The organism is Francisella sp. LA112445, from assembly GCF_012224145.1.
In the GTDB taxonomy this organism is placed as follows: Bacteria; Pseudomonadota; Gammaproteobacteria; order Francisellales; family Francisellaceae; genus Francisella.
On record NZ_CP041030.1, the window covers coordinates 1,390,910 to 1,407,608 of the forward strand.

Consider the following 16,699-nt stretch of genomic DNA (forward strand, 5'->3'; position numbering starts at 1 on the left):
ATACAAAATGAGAATAACATCAAAAAATGGAGGATTAACTATAGTTGAATTACTAGTGGTTATTGCGATTATTGCAATTATTGCTGCGATAGCTGTTCCAATGTATTCAACTCATGTAGTAAAAACAAAAATTTCCAATACTCGATATGAGGCAGATCCATATGTAAAAGAGTTAAGAATCTATACAAGTACACATACTTCATTTCCACCAGCAGATGATAGTACATGGAGATGTGATAACTTAGACTCTGAATATGTATCTAGAATTTGTCTCGTTAGAGAATCTGAAACGGCTGCTGATATAGAGGTCTATTTAGCATCTAATGTGCTTGAAAGTGGATCTTTTTATAAATATATTTTAAGTATATAGAGATTGGAGATTTTAAAAATATGATTAAAAAAAATATAATACCACTAAGTATTTTATTATTTGCTTCTTACTCCTACTCAATGGATCTTCAAGTAGATAGAGGCAATATCCCTATAAAATACTTTCCTTATGATGTTCAAGAGCAAATACTAGCTTCTGAAAATAGCTCTAATCAAGATAGTCAGCAAGAAGGAGGAGGCTCTCAGCCTGATCCGGAACCCGAACCTACTCCTTTAACACCTGCTGAACAAGTTGAAGAAATCCAACAAACTTATTCCATTGAAGAAATTCTTGAGCAAGGAACTGGGTCAGATGGTGAGCTATATGGATTAGGACTTGGAGGTGGCGGTGGCGCTTTAGGTGCTGCTGATGATTGTAATGCTGGCGATACAAACAAATGTATAGATAATTTTGGTGCTTATTTCGCCGCAGGTATGGGAACCTTACTAGGTGATGAGGATGCTAGAGCTGGTAACTTACAAATTGAATTTCAAACTACAGGATTTTTTAATCCAACATATAATGTAACTTATACGAATACTAGAAATGGCAATGTATACACTACCAGCTTCAATCCAAGTCAGGCAAATCCTGCTGAGCAAATGTTAGAGAACTTTAGTGTTGGCTAGTCAATCATTATTACTATCAAACTCATCTATAAACTTTTGTGCAGCATCTATTCTTTCTTTACATAATTTATAACTTTTAGATGCTTGCTCTAACATAGGAGCTAACTCATCTAATAAAGCTGGATTATCCTGGTTATCTTGAAGCTTTTCATTTATTTGTTCTAAAATCTCATAGTTTTTTGCAAATTTTTTACTTTGTGTTGCCATTATTTTTTACCTCTACTTGAATTTTCCCATCTGAATAAACGATATCTAGTGTTGAATATTTTTGGGCTTGTTTATAATTAGTTATATATTTACCATCCTGAGATAGTGTCACGCTAAACCCTCTTTTTAATGTCGGCTCAATAGATACTGAGAGAATCTGCTTATATAAATACTCACTTGTTTGATTATAATACTTTGTAATACCTCTTGAGATATTAATTGACTGTTTATAATATTCATCTACAGAGTGAATGTAGTATTTTACTAAGTTTTGAGTGTTGTGACCTATGTTATTATATTGAGATTCAACGGTTTGACTATATAGTTTAACAAGCCCTCTTGATACTGATAAAACACTTTTATAATTATATTCTAAACTTTGGCTAGTTTGGTATAGATAGTGATCTAGCTTAGCTTTAAAGTCACAGTATACTCTTTCTAATTGATTTTGATTTTGTTTAGCTAAGCTTCTAACTATTTTAATTATTGAATCATAGTCATATTTAGCTGTTTTAGCATTCTCAACTATAGTATTTGCTATAAAATTTATCACTTTTGAAGGAGTATCAAAACGCTTTGTACATATATCATCCAAAACAGTACTATCACGCTCATGGCCTATCCCAACCATTACAGGCAATACACTATTACAGATGCTTTCAGCTGGCAAGATATTATTAAACCAATCTAAGTCAGCTTGAGAACCTCCGCCACGAATAAGTACAATTGCATCATATTTACTAGCTTTTTGCATAATTTTACTAAAAGCATTTGAGACACTTATTGCACAGTCTTTACCTTGCATTTTTGCTTCAAAGATATCAAAATCACATAACCCTAAAGATTCTAATTTATCTGCTTCTTCAAAAAAATCACCTTTACCAGCTGCTGTTAGACTTGTAATTACAGCAATACTTGTAAATTCTTTAGGTAAACTAAGATTTTTATTTTTTTCTAAGATGCCTTTTTTAGTTAGATCTTGTAAAATTTCTAATTTACGCGCTTGCCTATCGCCTAATGTAAAAGCTGGATCAATATCTATTATATTTAAACTAAGTCCAAAACTAATATGATAATTAACAGATACTTTTAGTAAAACTTTCATATCTGATTTTAGCTGTTCATTAGTTGAGGAATTAAATTTTCTTAGAATATAGTTAGCTTTATTCGCCCAACAATTGCATCTAATCTTAGCTACCGGATATTTACTAACACCATCATGCTCTATCAACTCGCCATAATAATGCTGACCTGATTTTCTCCATTCTGAAAGCTCTGCAACAACCCAAAAACCTTCGTAACTAAAACTCATTTCTATAGTACTTTTTATAAGCTCTAAAAACTCACTAAGTTTTAAGGATTCATGCATAAGAAATATTTATAGCTATTTAATATTTTTAAATTTTACATTCTAAGGATTAATATACAAGAGTTATTAAGTTTAAGATTATAAATAGAATATTTGAAAATATAATTCATTAGATTTAAAGAGCGGATCTTAGAGATCCTCTAACTTTGAAGCTACATTCTTGAACATTTGATTTTAATTTATCATAATTTTCTGCTGAGCAACTTTCAGGTTTTTTTGATGGTAAACAAAAGCTTTTCTTACCTGCATGCTTTTGCAATTGTAAACAATTTAAATCTCCTGTGTTTATTTGAGATCCACTACTTAATTGAACATCAGCTGCATATACTGAACTAGACATAACTATTGATAGAAGAATTAATGCTATTTTTTTCATGATAACCACCTCTTTTTTTTGCTTGAAGCTTTTAATTAAGCTACACCTCAAATATATCATTTTTTTTGATAAATAAAGCTATCTATTTTTAACAAATCATATCAAAAATAGATTTTGCCTATTTAAAGTTCTGATTAACTGAAAGAGAAAAATATATGCTATGCTGAAAATTTAAAGTGCTGACCTCAAAGAACCTAATATTTTAAAATCACATTCTTTAATGCTTGATTTTAACTTATCATAGCTCTCTTGTGAACAGTTTTCAGGTTTCTTTGAAGGTAGGCAAATATTCTTATATTTTTCGCTAAACTGCTTCTCTACTCTTAAACAATTTAAGTCATCAACATTTAATGTATTACCTGCAGCATACATAGAGCTAAAAGTTACAGTTCCTAAAAATAATGATTTTAATATTTTTTTCATATAACACCCTTTTATTTATTTTTTCTAAGCATTTAAACTTAATATCATTAACAACAAAATTAGAAGTTTAGATGTACTATCTAAAACCTAGATGACAAATATATCATCTATTATTAATGAAGCTGTAAATCATTTTTTAATAAGGTATATTAAAAATTAACTGATCCTTTTATTTCAGTCCTAGACTAAGTTATTTTCCAGGTACTACCAGGGGAATACTCCTACTATAATATAAGATGGAACTATTGATGAAATATATGATATACATGTGTTTCCAATCATTATGACATGTCAATTTATCAACTAAGCATAAGCTAATTTTATTAACATATTTAGCGCTAATAAATGATAAATATCAAATTACTAAAAGCTATTTATAAACTAAGCCAAACTATAACTTAACTATCATATCTTTATTATTCTTATGATAGCCACCTTTTTTAAGATAAATAAACACTCCCAATAATCCTACTAAACCACAAACCATGCCTACCATAGCAGGGCCTAAGAAATGATACTGTGTTAATGTAATAATTGTTGTACTAACTAGCGGAGCAATCCCACCTACTACTGCAAAAGCCAAATTATAACTTAGCCCAACACCAGATAGTCTTACATCAGTTGGAAAAAGATCACATAATAAAAATATAAAGCTAGCTGCAATCAATGAATAAAACAGCATAATGACAATTGAAGTTACTATAATATAGAAAACCGTCCCAAAACAACTCATCAAATAAAATATTGGCAGAGAACTGATAACAACAAGTCCAGCACCCAAGACAAACATTTTAGCTATACCAACTTTATCTGAAAAATAACCAAAGATAAAAGTAAAACAAGTTAGAACTAAAACACTAGGTGTTAAGATTAAAGAGATTTGACCAGAGTTATAGGTAGTCAAAATATCTTCAACGAATTTATGCATATATAAAGTTAACATCACGCCACCAAAAGCTACTGTAACAACTATACATATCCCAGCAAATAAATTTGCTCCATAAGTAGATACTAAAGAACTAAAAGAGTGCCTTTTTTGATTATCAATATTCTCAAACTCTGGAGTTTCATGAAGATTTCTACGTACATAATAGCCTACAAAACCTAACAAACCACCTATGATAAACCCTGCTCTCCAGGCATAGTTACCAAAAAGATGCTCTAATGCAAAACCTACGAAATCAGAAAATAAGAATCCTCCTGTTACAAATGTAAATAATATCGCTGTAGCAAATCCTATTCTACCTTTGACAGATTCGTAGACGATAACATACGCACCTGGCAACTCACCACCAAGGGCTATACCTTGCATAACACGTAAGATAACAAATACAAAACTTGCAAATAATCCCCACTTAGCATACCCCGGCATCAGACCCATACAAAGTGAACAACTTCCCATAAGCAATATAGTAAATAATAAAAGACGTCTTCGCCCTATTAAATCCCCAATTATACCAAGTATGGTTCCTGCGAATGGTCTTACCAAATATGCTATTGAGAATATTAATATAGTCAAAAATGCTTTGACCGTTGGGTTAGTAATTTCTGCAAAGAAAGTCGCTGATATTTCTTTAGAAAAAATCATATACAAGACAAAATCATAGAACTCTAAAATAGCCCCTATCCCAGCTAATAAAATAACATTCCTACTATCTTTATCGTACATTTTATAAACTTATTTAACGTATATTTGAAACATCATACAAGGTTTTCATGTGATTTAAAAGTTTTATGACAGACATATATTAGATTAGCACACCAAGTTAATTATTACTTATTTATTAGTGTGTAATTATATCAAATTAACTTCCTACGCTAGTACTAACTATACCTGATTCAAAGGGTTAGAAAAAATCCTCTCAGCATAGTTCAAATAGACTATGCGCCCCTGTACTTTAGGACTAAAGTAAATATCACATCTATTACTATATCAAGAATCTGAATGAATAGTAGAAATATAAAAATTTATTAAAAATCTAAATTAACTATTTCAAGATATTGCATCTGTGTTTGTAAAAACATCTCACCCACAGACTTAAATTTTACAGGGATATCTGTAACATAAAATCGATACTCAGGATCTAATTGAGATATATTTAAAATATTTCTATCTATAAGTAAATCTTTCAAAATTTTGCTGGCTTGTAGTGAAGGATCTATCAAATCAACATTTAAAATATCTGATATACTTTGCTTGATAATAGGATAGTGAGTACATCCTAGGATAAGAGCTTGGATATCTTTATCACTAAAGTACTCAAGATATTGTCTTGCAACTAGCTCAACTATCTGTCCCTCAACAAAACCCTCTTCTATCATTGATACAAAAAGACCACAAGGTGTACTATAAACCTCTGTATCAGGGTTATTTTTATGGATCTGCAAAGCATATGCATTACTATTTATTGTTGCAGGCGTGGCAATAACACCTATAGTATTTAGATCTTTGACCAAGCTAACTCCAGCACTTATTACATCAATAACCGGAATTTCTTTAGCAATCTCTTGAACAATATCTTTAGCAAGTGCTGATATTGTATTACAGGCTATTATTATAGCTTTAACTTCTTGTGCAATAAGAAACTTTGCTGTTTGAGCTGCAAATTTTTGAATAGTCGCTCGCGACTTAGTGCCATAGGGAATCCTCGCAATATCACCAAAATAAATAATATTTTCGTTTGGTAATATTTCCATTAGATTTTTAACGACAGTCAATCCCCCAATGCCAGAGTCAAAGACACCTATAGGTCTATCATTTTGCATTATTTTTTCTCAAGCTTTCGGATGATTTTCTTACGAGAGCGAGAAGGCATCTTCTCAAGGTATTCTTCTTTTGCTCTAATAAAAGGTAATAAATTTTTCAAAGATAATACTGCTTGATTTGCATCATCTGCAATAAAATTCTCACTTAGCTGAGCATCTTCATTTGCAAATATAACGATAGTTACAACAGGTATACCTTTTATATAAATCCTTTGCTTATAAAGGTATGTTTGCAACACTTTCTTCTGAGCAAAAGTTTGCCTAATTGGATTCTTTATAGTTTTAGCATAAACTTTGTTGTTTTGTGAGGTCTTTGAAACTTGCCACCTCTCAGCCATATTCTCAACCTGAATATAGCCACGATTATTTTTAACCTCAACAATATATATACCTTTACGCGATATAACTATAAAGTCTAATTCTCGATTTCCTACAGTTGATTTTTGATCTGGTAAAATAACTCTATTAAATAAAACAAAGTTATTATCTAACTTCTTTAGCTCATCTAAAACAGTTGTTTCACCTTCTGCTCCAGAAATAATAATATCAACGGGATTATCATCCTTTGTTATCAAAAAGAAAAATACAAATAGTATAATTCCCAAAGTTAAAGCAATTTGTAAAGATTGTGCTACAAATTCAACATTACCTAAATATAAATCAACTCCAACAATTAAGCCACAAAGTATAATCGATGAATATAAGCTTTTTCTCGCCCTGATCAAGTAGTTTCTTAACCTTGCCCAAGTAAAACGCAAAAAAAGCCGATCTTTTTTTAACTTACTTTCTATTGCCATAATAAAATAATAACTTCTTCTTAAAAATTATAAATTAATAAACTTTTGTTTTATCTCAGAAATTTTGTCTCTAATCAAGGTTGCTTTTTCAAATTCTAGTTCTTTTGCATGGGCGCGCATACGTTTTTCTAGAGCTTTTATAACCTTACTAGCTTCTGTCATACCTAGTATAGCCGAAACATCAACATCATCAACCTTTAAACGCGAATTATTTTTATATGCTCGTTTTTGCATCTCTGGTGAACTATCAAGCATATCATCAATATTTTTAATAATTGTCTTAGGTGTAATGTTATTCTTCTTATTATATTCATCCTGAAGATGACGACGGCGCAAAGTCTCATCCATCGCTTTTTTCATTGATTTTGTGACTACATCTGCATATAAAATTGCTCGACCATTTTGGTTTCTCGCAACCCTACCAATCGTCTGAATAAGTGATTTTTCAGAACGTAAAAAGCCCTCTTTATCAGCATCAAATATAAGTAAAACCCCAACTTCTGGCATATCTAAACCTTCTCTTAAAAGGTTTATCCCTACAAGTATATCAAACACGCCATGACGCAAATCATGAATAATCTGCACACGCTCAACTGTATCTATATCTGAGTGTAAATATCTAACATTAACTCCATGCTCAGATAAATATTCAGTAAGGTTTTCTGCCATTTTCTTAGTTAAAGTTGTGATTAATACTCTTTCTTCTCTTGCGATTGCTTTATTTATCTCAGATAAAGCATCTTCAACCTGTATAGCAACAGGACGAACAAAAACCTCTGGATCAAGTAGTCCTGTTGGACGAATAATCTGTTCGACAGTATTTTCAGATTTATCTAACTCATAATTTGCGGGAGTTGCTGAGACATAAACAGTTTGAGGCAAAAGCTTTTCAAATTCATCAAATTTTAGAGGTCTATTATCTAATGCTGAAGGTAACCTAAAACCATAATTAACTAAGTTTGATTTTCGCGATAGATCACCCTTATACATACCTCCAAACTGAGGTAATGTCGCATGAGACTCATCAACTATAACAAGAGCATTTTCTGGTAAATAATCTATTAATGTAGGTGGCGGATCTCCCGGAGCTCTACCAGACAGTAGTCTTGAATAATTCTCAATACCGGTGCAATAGCCAAGTTCTTGTATCATCTCGATATCATATTTTGTTCTTTGCTCAATTCTTTGAGCCTCAAGAAGCTTACCTTCCTCTTCAAAATACTTAACCCTTTCCTTTAACTCTTTTTTTATTTCCTCGATTACGATTTCTTTACGTTCTTTAGAGGCTACATAGTGAGTACTAGGAAATATCGTTGCTCTATGAAGAGATTTAATCTTTTTTGAAGTTAATGAATCGATAATACTAATTGCCTCTATCTCATCATCAAAGAACTCTACTCTGATAGCATCTTTCTCAGAATCTGCTGGGAAAATATCTAATATTTCACCTCTAACACGAAAACTTCCGCGACTAAAATCCATATCATTACGTGAATACTGCATTTCTATTAGCTTTGTTTGAGCTTTTTTAAGCCCTAACTCTTCGCCTACTTTTAAATGCAAAAGCATTTGCATATACTGCTCAGGGTCACCTAGCCCATAAATTGCAGACACTGTTGCTACGATTATTACATCATTTCTCTCTAAAATTGCTTTTGTCGCAGATAAACGCATTTGCTCAATATGTTCATTTACTGATGAATCTTTTTCTATATACGTATCAGATGCTGCAACATACGCCTCTGGTTGATAGTAATCATAATATGAAACAAAATACTCAACTGCATTATCAGGAAAATACTGTTTAAATTCAGAATATAGCTGTGCTGCTAGAGTTTTGTTATGAGCTAAAATTAAGCATGGTTTTTGAGTTTGCTGAATTACATTTGCCATTGTATAAGTCTTACCAGAACCTGTAACCCCTAATAAAACTTGATGATGCAAACCGTTATTAATACCATCTACTAATGATCTTATTGCCTCTGGTTGATCACCACTTGGACTATATTTTGTTACTAAATTGAATTTATCCATCTAAAAAAGATACTCCTCCAACTCATACAACAAAGCTTGTTGTTCTTCTGTTAGATCACGATTACTTCGTACATCTTGCATTTCTTGATAAATATCTTCTAATGTCTTACGAGTCTTACCGCGATGATCTACTAACAACTCATCATTATCTAAACTCACAATCTTATTTAGATACTCTTGAAACTCCATCTGTGCTTTTTCAGGTAGCTTTGAAAAATCTAATCGACCAATTATACGCACTGCTCTATCATAGAGCTTGCCTGGTAATTGACTAAGCATTTGAGCTTTTTGATAAATAGCAGAATTATGAAACTTATCACAACCTCTCTCATCAGCACTAGTCATAAAATCACTTTGGTAAATAGCAGCATCCACATCGATATTTTCAATCTCTGAATACTTATACTCCAATACATAATCAACAAAATTAGCAAAAGTTTCAGGATTACTTTTTATAAACTCTTTATTTGCTTTTATAAGCTCTAGTCTTTCTTGTGGTAGCTTGCCTACAAAACGTGTCTTTGCAGGCAAAATCAATGGAATGTCACCCCATTTTTTATTAATTGTCAAACGCCAATGCTCTGCCTCTAAACTTCCAAATTCTTCAATAAACTCGCTAAAAAGATAACTATCTAAACGTAAGAATATTTCTTGATTCTTATAGTGTCTATGTTGACCTAAGTCTAATATTGCAGATGTGAAATTATTTTTAGAGCCAAAAATACCACTTATAGCTATAGCTTGCTTATATCCATGATTTTCTATTTCAACACCGACATCTAACTGTGACAAAGTATTTTCATCATTTTGTTTATTAAATTTATCCAATAAAAACTGCCACATCTTTGGATTTGCTGATTTTAATTTTTTAGCAAGCTCGACTGTCACAATTACATCCGTAATAGCATCATGTGCTCGACCACCACTATAAAAGTTATTCTCTTGATTTAGATTTTCTAATTTTAGAGATATTTTTTCTTGGCCTTCATTATCTATAATTTTAGGCCACATTAACCCCTCTTTAAAAAATGCACTATAACAGGCAACTATCGGAAATAAATCAGCTCTAGAACAATTATTCTTAAATTGATGTGTGTACGGCGGTAGCATATTTTTATAAAAAGCAAACCTTAAAAACTCATCATCAAAACCAAGAGTGTTATAACCAATACTTATAGTTCCTGGAGTATTTATTATTTTATGAATTTTTCGGATAGCATCATACTCCGATATTCCTGTATTTGCTTGAGCAATAGATATATGATGCGTGATTGTTGCCATTGGTGATGGAGTAGTATCAGGATTTAGTTTAACAAAGAAATTAAATCTTTGGATCTCATTAAAATCTAAGTCTGTCCTAATCGCGGCAAATTGTAAAACCTGATCAAAAGAGTTATTTATACCACTTGTCTCTAAGTCATAAAATAAGAAAGTCTGATTATCAAACATAATATATTAACTATTTAAATTTCTTTAAATTATTTCAATTCTATGATTTTAACATACCTTTGTAACTATTATTAATGGAAATAGTGAGCGAATAATAGTCATTTTTGAACAAACCTTTATACCCAAAGCTATTTTAATTAAACTTTTAACAAGATAAAAAAACTAAAAAATGATAAAATGAAACTATTGGTATAAAATTTATTGAAATTTTAAAAAATAGATATAGGAAACATTATGAAATTCAAACTATGTACTGTAAACTTATTCAACTTTTCCAATGTTGATCTGGAAAAATATATATGTGATTTATTTAAAATAATCTTCGTTCTAATAACATTATTTCTAGTTCTGCACTTATACGTCCTAAGCAGCATGTTTAAACTAGGAGTAATATCTACTGATACTTTTGTTATTACAGGTATAGTTTATTTACTAAAGTATTCTATCAGCCTAGGACTAGTTAGAGCATTTCTAGAAATTCCTGTAGTTTTAAACAAAATCTATAAATCTCTTCAAAATAACTCTAGTGATAACTAAGCAGGCTGTTTAGTTGCAGCAATTACTACCTCACGAATATTAATATTCTGAGGTTGGCTGTACATGAAAATAGCAGCTCTAGCAATATCATCTGCAACTAAAACTCCGCCCATAGACTCTTTCCAACTTTCATAATCTTCTTTAATTTTGTCAGAAGTTGTATGGCTTAGTAGTTCAGTTTCAACCGCTCCTGGACAAATTGTCATAACTCTCACATTATCACCCGCAACTTCTTCACGAACATTCTCACTCATTGAGGAAACCGCAAATTTTGTACCTACATAAGCAGCATGATTTGGGAATGATTTTTTACCTGCAATAGAACTTACATTTATAATCGTCCCTGTTTTTCTAGCTTTCATATCACCTAGTACCGCTTGAATACCATTAAGTAGAGCCAACACATTTACATCATACATTTTCTGCCATTCAATTGGATCTTGAGTATCAACCTGACCTAAAAGCATTAATCCAGCATTATTTACTAAACAATCTACAGGTCCATACTCAGCCTCAGCATCTTTTATAGCTGCTTTCAAAGCTTGTGAATCTGTTACATCTACTTTACGGATCATTGTATTAGGCAGATTTAACTCTTGAATCTTTTCTACTCTTCTACCAATAAGTAAAAGTGAATGACCTGCTTCTGAAAAACGCTTAGCAATTGCAGCACCGATTCCTGAACTAGCTCCTGTTATTACTACTAATGATTTTGTCATTTTATTTCTCCTTTTTTAATTAACTTGTTTTTGTATCGTTTTCTTGATTGTAAATTCTATAGAAAATTATTAGACTGATAAATACCAATAATAATAAAACATTGTTATAAAATAATGAACAATATTCAATGGAGAGGTATTCAATCTTTTATCTATGTAGCAGAACAACAAAGCTTCACTAAGGCTGCCGATATTCTTGGTATAGCTAAATCAAATCTTAGCCAAAGTATAAAAGATCTAGAAAATCAGCTTAAAGTTCAGCTTTTATATAGAAGCACTCGCCATGTTCGACTTACAGAAATAGGACGAGAATACTACCAAAAATGTAAAAAAGCATTTCATGATCTAGATATAGCAACACAGCTTGCAACACAAGAAAATAGTGAATTAAATGGAAGTATTAAAATAAATTGTGTCGGCGGTATTATTGGTGAAGATGTGATAGCTCCAATATTACTTGAATTTCAACAACAAAATCCAAATGTAAACATACATCTAGATTTTTCAAGCAATAGAATAAATCTTTTAGATAGTGACTATGACTTAGTTATTCGCATGGGAAATCTACCTGACTCAAACTTAATAATATCCCCTCTGCGAAAAGTTTCAACAAAGTATGTTGCTAATGATGTCTTCATAAAAACACATGGTCAAATCACACAGCCTAGGCAACTTGAAAAAATCCCTCTAATTTATGGAAGTGTTAAGCAATGGTCTTTTGTCTCTGATAAAAATAGTTACACTCTACACATTCATAATAACGGTACTTATGTTGCTAACGGTAAGGTAATGAAGCAAGCAGCCTTATTAGGTATTGGGGTTACTAGACTAGTAGATATATATGTAGATGCTGATATTAAAAATAAAAACCTTATTGAAATATTACCTGAATATGCAGAAACTACACAACTTTCTATAGTATCTCTACCAGTAAAATATCAGCTAAAGAGAATAAGCTCTTTAATAAAATATATAAAACAGCATTTTAATGAAAACTATTCTAAATTTCTGACTTAAGCTATAGGTCTAGTCTTTTTGAGTTAATCTTTGATAACGAATAGTTATATTTTTAAAATTTCTTTTAATCTTGTCTCGCGTATATTGATTCATATCTTCATATAATCCAAGAGCATATTCATTTTTCTTAAGCTCTAATACACGATAGCTTCTTAAACTTAGCAGTAGCTCATCCATAAGTAACAAGACTCTTTTACACTCACGATAATTTTCTTTACTCAAAAACTCATATTTTGCATCATATAGTAAATCATTAAGCTTAATACTTCTTTCTATTAGCGGCATAATCTTACGGTTTGATATAGTTTCATCGATATTCTCAACTATATTTTTTAGTCGCAAATATGACTCCTCCATTTCTTTAACGACAATATGTAAAAACTTACGGCCACGAGTAAGATATGTAACTAATACAATGCTTGAGGTACCAATTAAGATACATAATATCCTAGCAATAAAGGTATATTTACTCCAACTTTCTAACAATCCAAAAAACATCACTATATAAATATGAATGAAAAACACGCTTGTTGCATAATTTATGAATGCTGTATACATATTTAGACAAAGACCTATTATGCACAAAATAGCAACGATAAGAAAATAAGAATCTCCGTGAATATCTTTTTGTATCAAAAAAAGTATTGCCGAACCAAAAGTAGTACCTAAAATACAAAACATAATAATATACTTTGCTCTTGTATATATTACATTAGTACTACTACTTGCAGATACACTTGCTATAGCTATCACAACCCAATATATCCTGACTAAAAATTCATGCTGGTCAAGTAATGTAAAAAGTATATAAGAAAATGATAAACCTATCATTGTGGCTATTAATACTCTTACTGATAGCAAAGTGGTATCAGACAAGTTAAATCTGATTTTCAATAATTTCAAAGTACGCCTCTTTTATATTCTGTAAGCCAATCAACATATTTTCTAATAGTAAAATACTATCAAACAATAATTTACTTTTTTCTTTATTATCTAGATATTTCATAGTATAAAAATTCTTAAACTCAGATTGCAATGCTATTACTTTTGCTACCTTTCTATCTAATATTTTTTCATCATAAACTACATAGTTTGTTAATATAACGGTATCCTTAAATAGCTGTTCTAGTTTGAGTATTAAAGCTTGTTCTTGCTTAGTCTCATTAAATGCTAAACTCATATATTTCAGACTAATTCTCTTATAACTAAGTATAAATTTCTCATATAACCTATTTAGAAGTATTATATTATGACAGAAATATCTCCAATGCTCATGATCAGCTTTTTTTAAAGCCATAAGACCATGGTTTTGCAGTGAAATAACAGTTTTCATTTTCTCTTGGCTAAATTTTATTATTTTTGCTTTAGTAAAATTGCGATATTTTACATTTTCAAACTTTTCGAGATAGCTCTTATTAAAAACTTTAAAAAAACTACTAATTATTGCTTGTGTTTCACTATAACTTATAACCTTATACTGACTTATAACCAAAATATAAAACGCAACAACAATTAATAATGCTGTAAAAGTAAACTCTATATGCTTATCTGCCTCTAGAGGAAACCTAAAAAAACAAATACTCATCATAATAACAAGCATTACTGGAAAAATTAAAAAAGCCTCACCAAACCTACGAATCCAGAATGCCACAAATATGATAGGCAAAAATAATAAGACATTTTTTTCCAACAGCAAATGCACATAAGGTGATATATTTATCGCTATCACAGAGAAAAATACATACAAGAAAAATGCTTTTTTCTTTGACTCTATACTCCCTGTTAATATAGCAGCAGTCATATTTGCTATGAATAAGATACCTAAGATTATTACATTTTTATTAACCTCTAAAAATATCGTTATTGCTAAAAAGACAAATAAGATTAACGCTGATTTTAGTGCCCCATCACGAAAAATCCTTGTAGGATCTTGGTCTATATATTTGTGATAAATTTGACTAAATTGAAACACTATAGATCTACTTTAAAAAACTATAAACATATTGCAAATTATATTGCAAAAGTTAGGTAATTAATATCATTAGGGTAGTTATTTTTATAACAAAATGTAGTAAAATCTAGTTGATAAAAATAATATAAAATTGCTTATACTTAATTATGATTTACAGTAATACTTACGATGTTATAGTAGTTGGCGGTGGCCACGCAGGAGTTGAGGCAGCTGCTGCATCAGCTCGAGTAGGTGCTAAAACACTTTTATTAACCCACAATATTGACACAATTGGACAAATGTCATGTAATCCAGCTATTGGTGGTATTGGTAAAGGTCATTTAGTTAAAGAAATAGATGCTATGGGTGGTATCATGGCTAAGGCTATTGATATGGCTGGTATCCAATTTAGAATTCTTAACTCTCGTAAAGGTCCTGCAGTTAGAGCAACAAGAGCACAAGCTGATAGAATTTTGTATAAAAAAGCAATAAATTCTCTAATCAATAACCAAGAAAATCTAGAAATCTTCCAAGATTCTGTTGATGATCTTGTTGTTGAAAATAATGTTGTAACAGGAGCTGTAACAAAAACAGGAATTACATTTAAAGCTAAAAAAGTAATTCTAACTGTAGGTACATTCCTAGGTGGAAAAATACATATTGGTAAAGTTTCAAAATCCGGTGGACGTGCTGGAGATCAGCCATCAAATGCTCTAGCAGCACGCTTAAGAGCACTTCCTTTTAGAGTAGATAGGCTTAAAACTGGAACGCCTCCTCGCATAGATAGAAGATCTGTTGACTTTAGTGTAATGGATGTCCAACATGGTGATAGTCCAGCACCTTATTTTTCATTTTTTTCAAAAGGAAAAATAAATCACCCTGAACAAGTTCCTTGTCATATTACTTATACAAATCCTAAAACACATGAGATTATAACTAGTAACCTAGATAAATCTGCCATGTATAGTGGTTTAATTGAAGGGATTGGGCCTCGTTACTGCCCTTCTATTGAAGATAAAGTTGTTAGATTTGCTGATAAGGATAGACACCAAGTATTTGTTGAACCAGAAGGCTTAGATAGTATAGAGCTATATCCAAATGGTCTATCAACAAGCCTACCTTTTGAAGTTCAATGTGAATATATCCGTTCAATCAAAGGTTTTGAAAACGCTTTTATTATGCGTCCAGGATATGCAATTGAATATGATTTTTTTGACCCAAGAGATTTAAAACCAACTTTAGAAACAAAATATATCAAGAATTTATACTTTGCAGGCCAGATAAATGGTACTACAGGCTACGAAGAGGCAGGTGCTCAAGGTCTTGTTGCTGGTATTAATGCTGGTATAAGTCTTGATAGTGATAAATCATGGTATCCGACTCGAGCAAATAGCTATATTGGTGTTCTTATCGATGATCTTATTACCAAAGGAACAAAAGAACCATATAGAATGTTTACTTCTCGTGCAGAGTATAGACTGATCCTGCGTGAAGATAATGCTGACTTACGCTTATCAGATACCGCTTGTGAACTGGGTCTTTTAAATAGTGACGACGAAAAACATTTCATTGATAAGAAAAATGCTATCAATGAAAATATTAAACTAATGAAAAATACCTGGATAGGTCCTCAAACACAAAAAGCTCGTGAATTAGAGAAGTTTTTAGATAAAAAAATGACTCGAGAAAGTACATTATTTGATTTATTAAAACGACCTGAGTTAGATTATAACAAACTACAGCAAATATCAGAATTAAACTTAAGTCTAGATAATGAGGCTGTAATTGAACAAATAGAAATTTCAGCAAAATACTCTGGATATATAGAACGTCAAAGTAAAGATATAGCAAAGATATCTGTTTTTGAACAAAAACCAATACCTTTAGATTTTGACTATTACCAAGTTAATGGATTATCAAATGAGGTTTTACAAAAACTAACTGAGCAAAAACCTTCTACATTAGGTGAAGCATCAAGAATTCCAGGTATTACACCAGCAGCTATATCTCTACTAACTATTTACATGAAAAAAACAGGATTTATAAAATAGGAGT

At 31.1% G+C, this 16,699-nt stretch carries 17 protein-coding genes and 1 riboswitch; of the genes, 5 read left to right on the forward strand and 12 right to left on the reverse strand.

The genetic code is table 11. The annotated features are described in order from the left end of the window. The first annotated feature begins 7 nt into the window (after positions 1 to 7). Together FIP56_RS06785 and FIP56_RS06790 are read left to right on the forward strand one after the other, a co-directional pair. Positions 8 to 370, forward strand: a complete 363-nt coding sequence (locus FIP56_RS06785) for a prepilin-type N-terminal cleavage/methylation domain-containing protein (RefSeq protein WP_192578186.1) — start codon at positions 8 to 10, stop codon at positions 368 to 370. A 20-nt stretch (positions 371 to 390) separates the two neighbouring features. After that, the gene (locus tag FIP56_RS06790; protein ID WP_192578187.1) at positions 391 to 999 is read left to right on the forward strand and encodes a hypothetical protein; all 609 of its coding nucleotides are present in this window, start codon (positions 391 to 393) and stop codon (positions 997 to 999) included. Here FIP56_RS06790 and xseB read toward each other — a convergent pair whose 3' ends face one another. The 9 genes from xseB to FIP56_RS06835 form a co-directional block, all read right to left on the reverse strand. Beyond that, positions 1,000 to 1,206, reverse strand: coding sequence for an exodeoxyribonuclease VII small subunit (gene xseB, locus FIP56_RS06795; RefSeq protein ID WP_192578188.1), 207 nt, complete (start codon positions 1,204 to 1,206; stop codon positions 1,000 to 1,002). Beyond that, positions 1,190 to 2,575 (reverse strand): exodeoxyribonuclease VII large subunit, encoded by a 1,386-nt coding sequence (gene xseA / locus FIP56_RS06800; protein WP_192578189.1) that lies wholly within the window; start codon positions 2,573 to 2,575, stop codon positions 1,190 to 1,192. The genes xseB and xseA overlap by 17 nt, the downstream gene beginning before the upstream one ends. A gap of 115 nt (positions 2,576 to 2,690) precedes the next feature. Beyond that, the gene (locus FIP56_RS06805; RefSeq protein ID WP_192578190.1) at positions 2,691 to 2,951 is read right to left on the reverse strand and encodes a hypothetical protein; all 261 of its coding nucleotides are present in this window, start codon (positions 2,949 to 2,951) and stop codon (positions 2,691 to 2,693) included. A gap of 171 nt (positions 2,952 to 3,122) precedes the next feature. Beyond that, the gene (locus FIP56_RS06810; RefSeq protein ID WP_192578191.1) at positions 3,123 to 3,374 is read right to left on the reverse strand and encodes a hypothetical protein; all 252 of its coding nucleotides are present in this window, start codon (positions 3,372 to 3,374) and stop codon (positions 3,123 to 3,125) included. 391 nt (positions 3,375 to 3,765) lie between these two features. Beyond that, positions 3,766 to 5,043 carry an MFS transporter gene (locus FIP56_RS06815; protein WP_192578192.1) on the reverse strand — a complete coding sequence of 426 codons (1,278 nt, stop codon included), beginning with the start codon at positions 5,041 to 5,043 and terminating at the stop codon, positions 3,766 to 3,768. A gap of 124 nt (positions 5,044 to 5,167) precedes the next feature. Continuing rightward, positions 5,168 to 5,277: riboswitch (TPP riboswitch) on the reverse strand. A 68-nt stretch (positions 5,278 to 5,345) separates the two neighbouring features. Then, positions 5,346 to 6,140: a glutamate racemase gene (murI, locus tag FIP56_RS06820; protein ID WP_192578193.1), complete on the reverse strand. Its 795-nt coding sequence runs from the start codon at positions 6,138 to 6,140 to the stop codon at positions 5,346 to 5,348. Continuing rightward, the gene (locus tag FIP56_RS06825; protein WP_192578194.1) at positions 6,140 to 6,937 is read right to left on the reverse strand and encodes a nuclease-related domain-containing protein; all 798 of its coding nucleotides are present in this window, start codon (positions 6,935 to 6,937) and stop codon (positions 6,140 to 6,142) included. Before FIP56_RS06825 ends, murI begins: the two co-directional genes overlap by 1 nt. A gap of 27 nt (positions 6,938 to 6,964) precedes the next feature. After that, positions 6,965 to 8,971, reverse strand: coding sequence for an excinuclease ABC subunit UvrB (gene uvrB, locus FIP56_RS06830; RefSeq protein WP_192578195.1), 2,007 nt, complete (start codon positions 8,969 to 8,971; stop codon positions 6,965 to 6,967). Next, the gene (locus FIP56_RS06835) at positions 8,972 to 10,420 is read right to left on the reverse strand and encodes an exodeoxyribonuclease I (protein ID WP_192578196.1); all 1,449 of its coding nucleotides are present in this window, start codon (positions 10,418 to 10,420) and stop codon (positions 8,972 to 8,974) included. A gap of 372 nt (positions 10,421 to 10,792) precedes the next feature. Between FIP56_RS06835 and FIP56_RS06840 the strand changes: the two genes are divergently transcribed. Then, positions 10,793 to 10,957 (forward strand): hypothetical protein, encoded by a 165-nt coding sequence (locus FIP56_RS06840; RefSeq protein WP_192578197.1) that lies wholly within the window; start codon positions 10,793 to 10,795, stop codon positions 10,955 to 10,957. Here the strand turns inward: FIP56_RS06840 and FIP56_RS06845 are convergent. Then, complete coding sequence (locus FIP56_RS06845) at positions 10,954 to 11,676, reverse strand: SDR family oxidoreductase (protein WP_192578198.1); 723 nt, start codon at positions 11,674 to 11,676, stop codon at positions 10,954 to 10,956. The two genes, FIP56_RS06840 and FIP56_RS06845, sit on opposite strands and share 4 nt — an antisense overlap. A gap of 114 nt (positions 11,677 to 11,790) precedes the next feature. On the opposite strand from FIP56_RS06845, the gene FIP56_RS06850 reads away from it, so the two are divergent. Further along, on the forward strand, positions 11,791 to 12,693 hold the full coding sequence (locus FIP56_RS06850; protein WP_192578199.1) for a LysR family transcriptional regulator: 903 nt from the start codon (positions 11,791 to 11,793) through the stop codon (positions 12,691 to 12,693). Between the two features lie 9 nt (positions 12,694 to 12,702). Here the strand turns inward: FIP56_RS06850 and FIP56_RS06855 are convergent, their stop codons facing one another. Both FIP56_RS06855 and FIP56_RS06860 read right to left on the reverse strand, forming a co-directional pair. Continuing rightward, the gene (locus FIP56_RS06855) at positions 12,703 to 13,524 is read right to left on the reverse strand and encodes an FUSC family protein (RefSeq protein WP_192578200.1); all 822 of its coding nucleotides are present in this window, start codon (positions 13,522 to 13,524) and stop codon (positions 12,703 to 12,705) included. 46 nt (positions 13,525 to 13,570) lie between these two features. Further along, positions 13,571 to 14,665: a hypothetical protein gene (locus FIP56_RS06860; protein WP_192578201.1), complete on the reverse strand. Its 1,095-nt coding sequence runs from the start codon at positions 14,663 to 14,665 to the stop codon at positions 13,571 to 13,573. 146 nt (positions 14,666 to 14,811) lie between these two features. Between FIP56_RS06860 and mnmG the strand changes: the two genes are divergently transcribed. Beyond that, entirely contained in the window at positions 14,812 to 16,695 is a 1,884-nt protein-coding gene (mnmG, locus tag FIP56_RS06865) for a tRNA uridine-5-carboxymethylaminomethyl(34) synthesis enzyme MnmG (protein WP_192578202.1), read from the forward strand. The last annotated feature ends 4 nt before the right edge of the window (positions 16,696 to 16,699 follow it).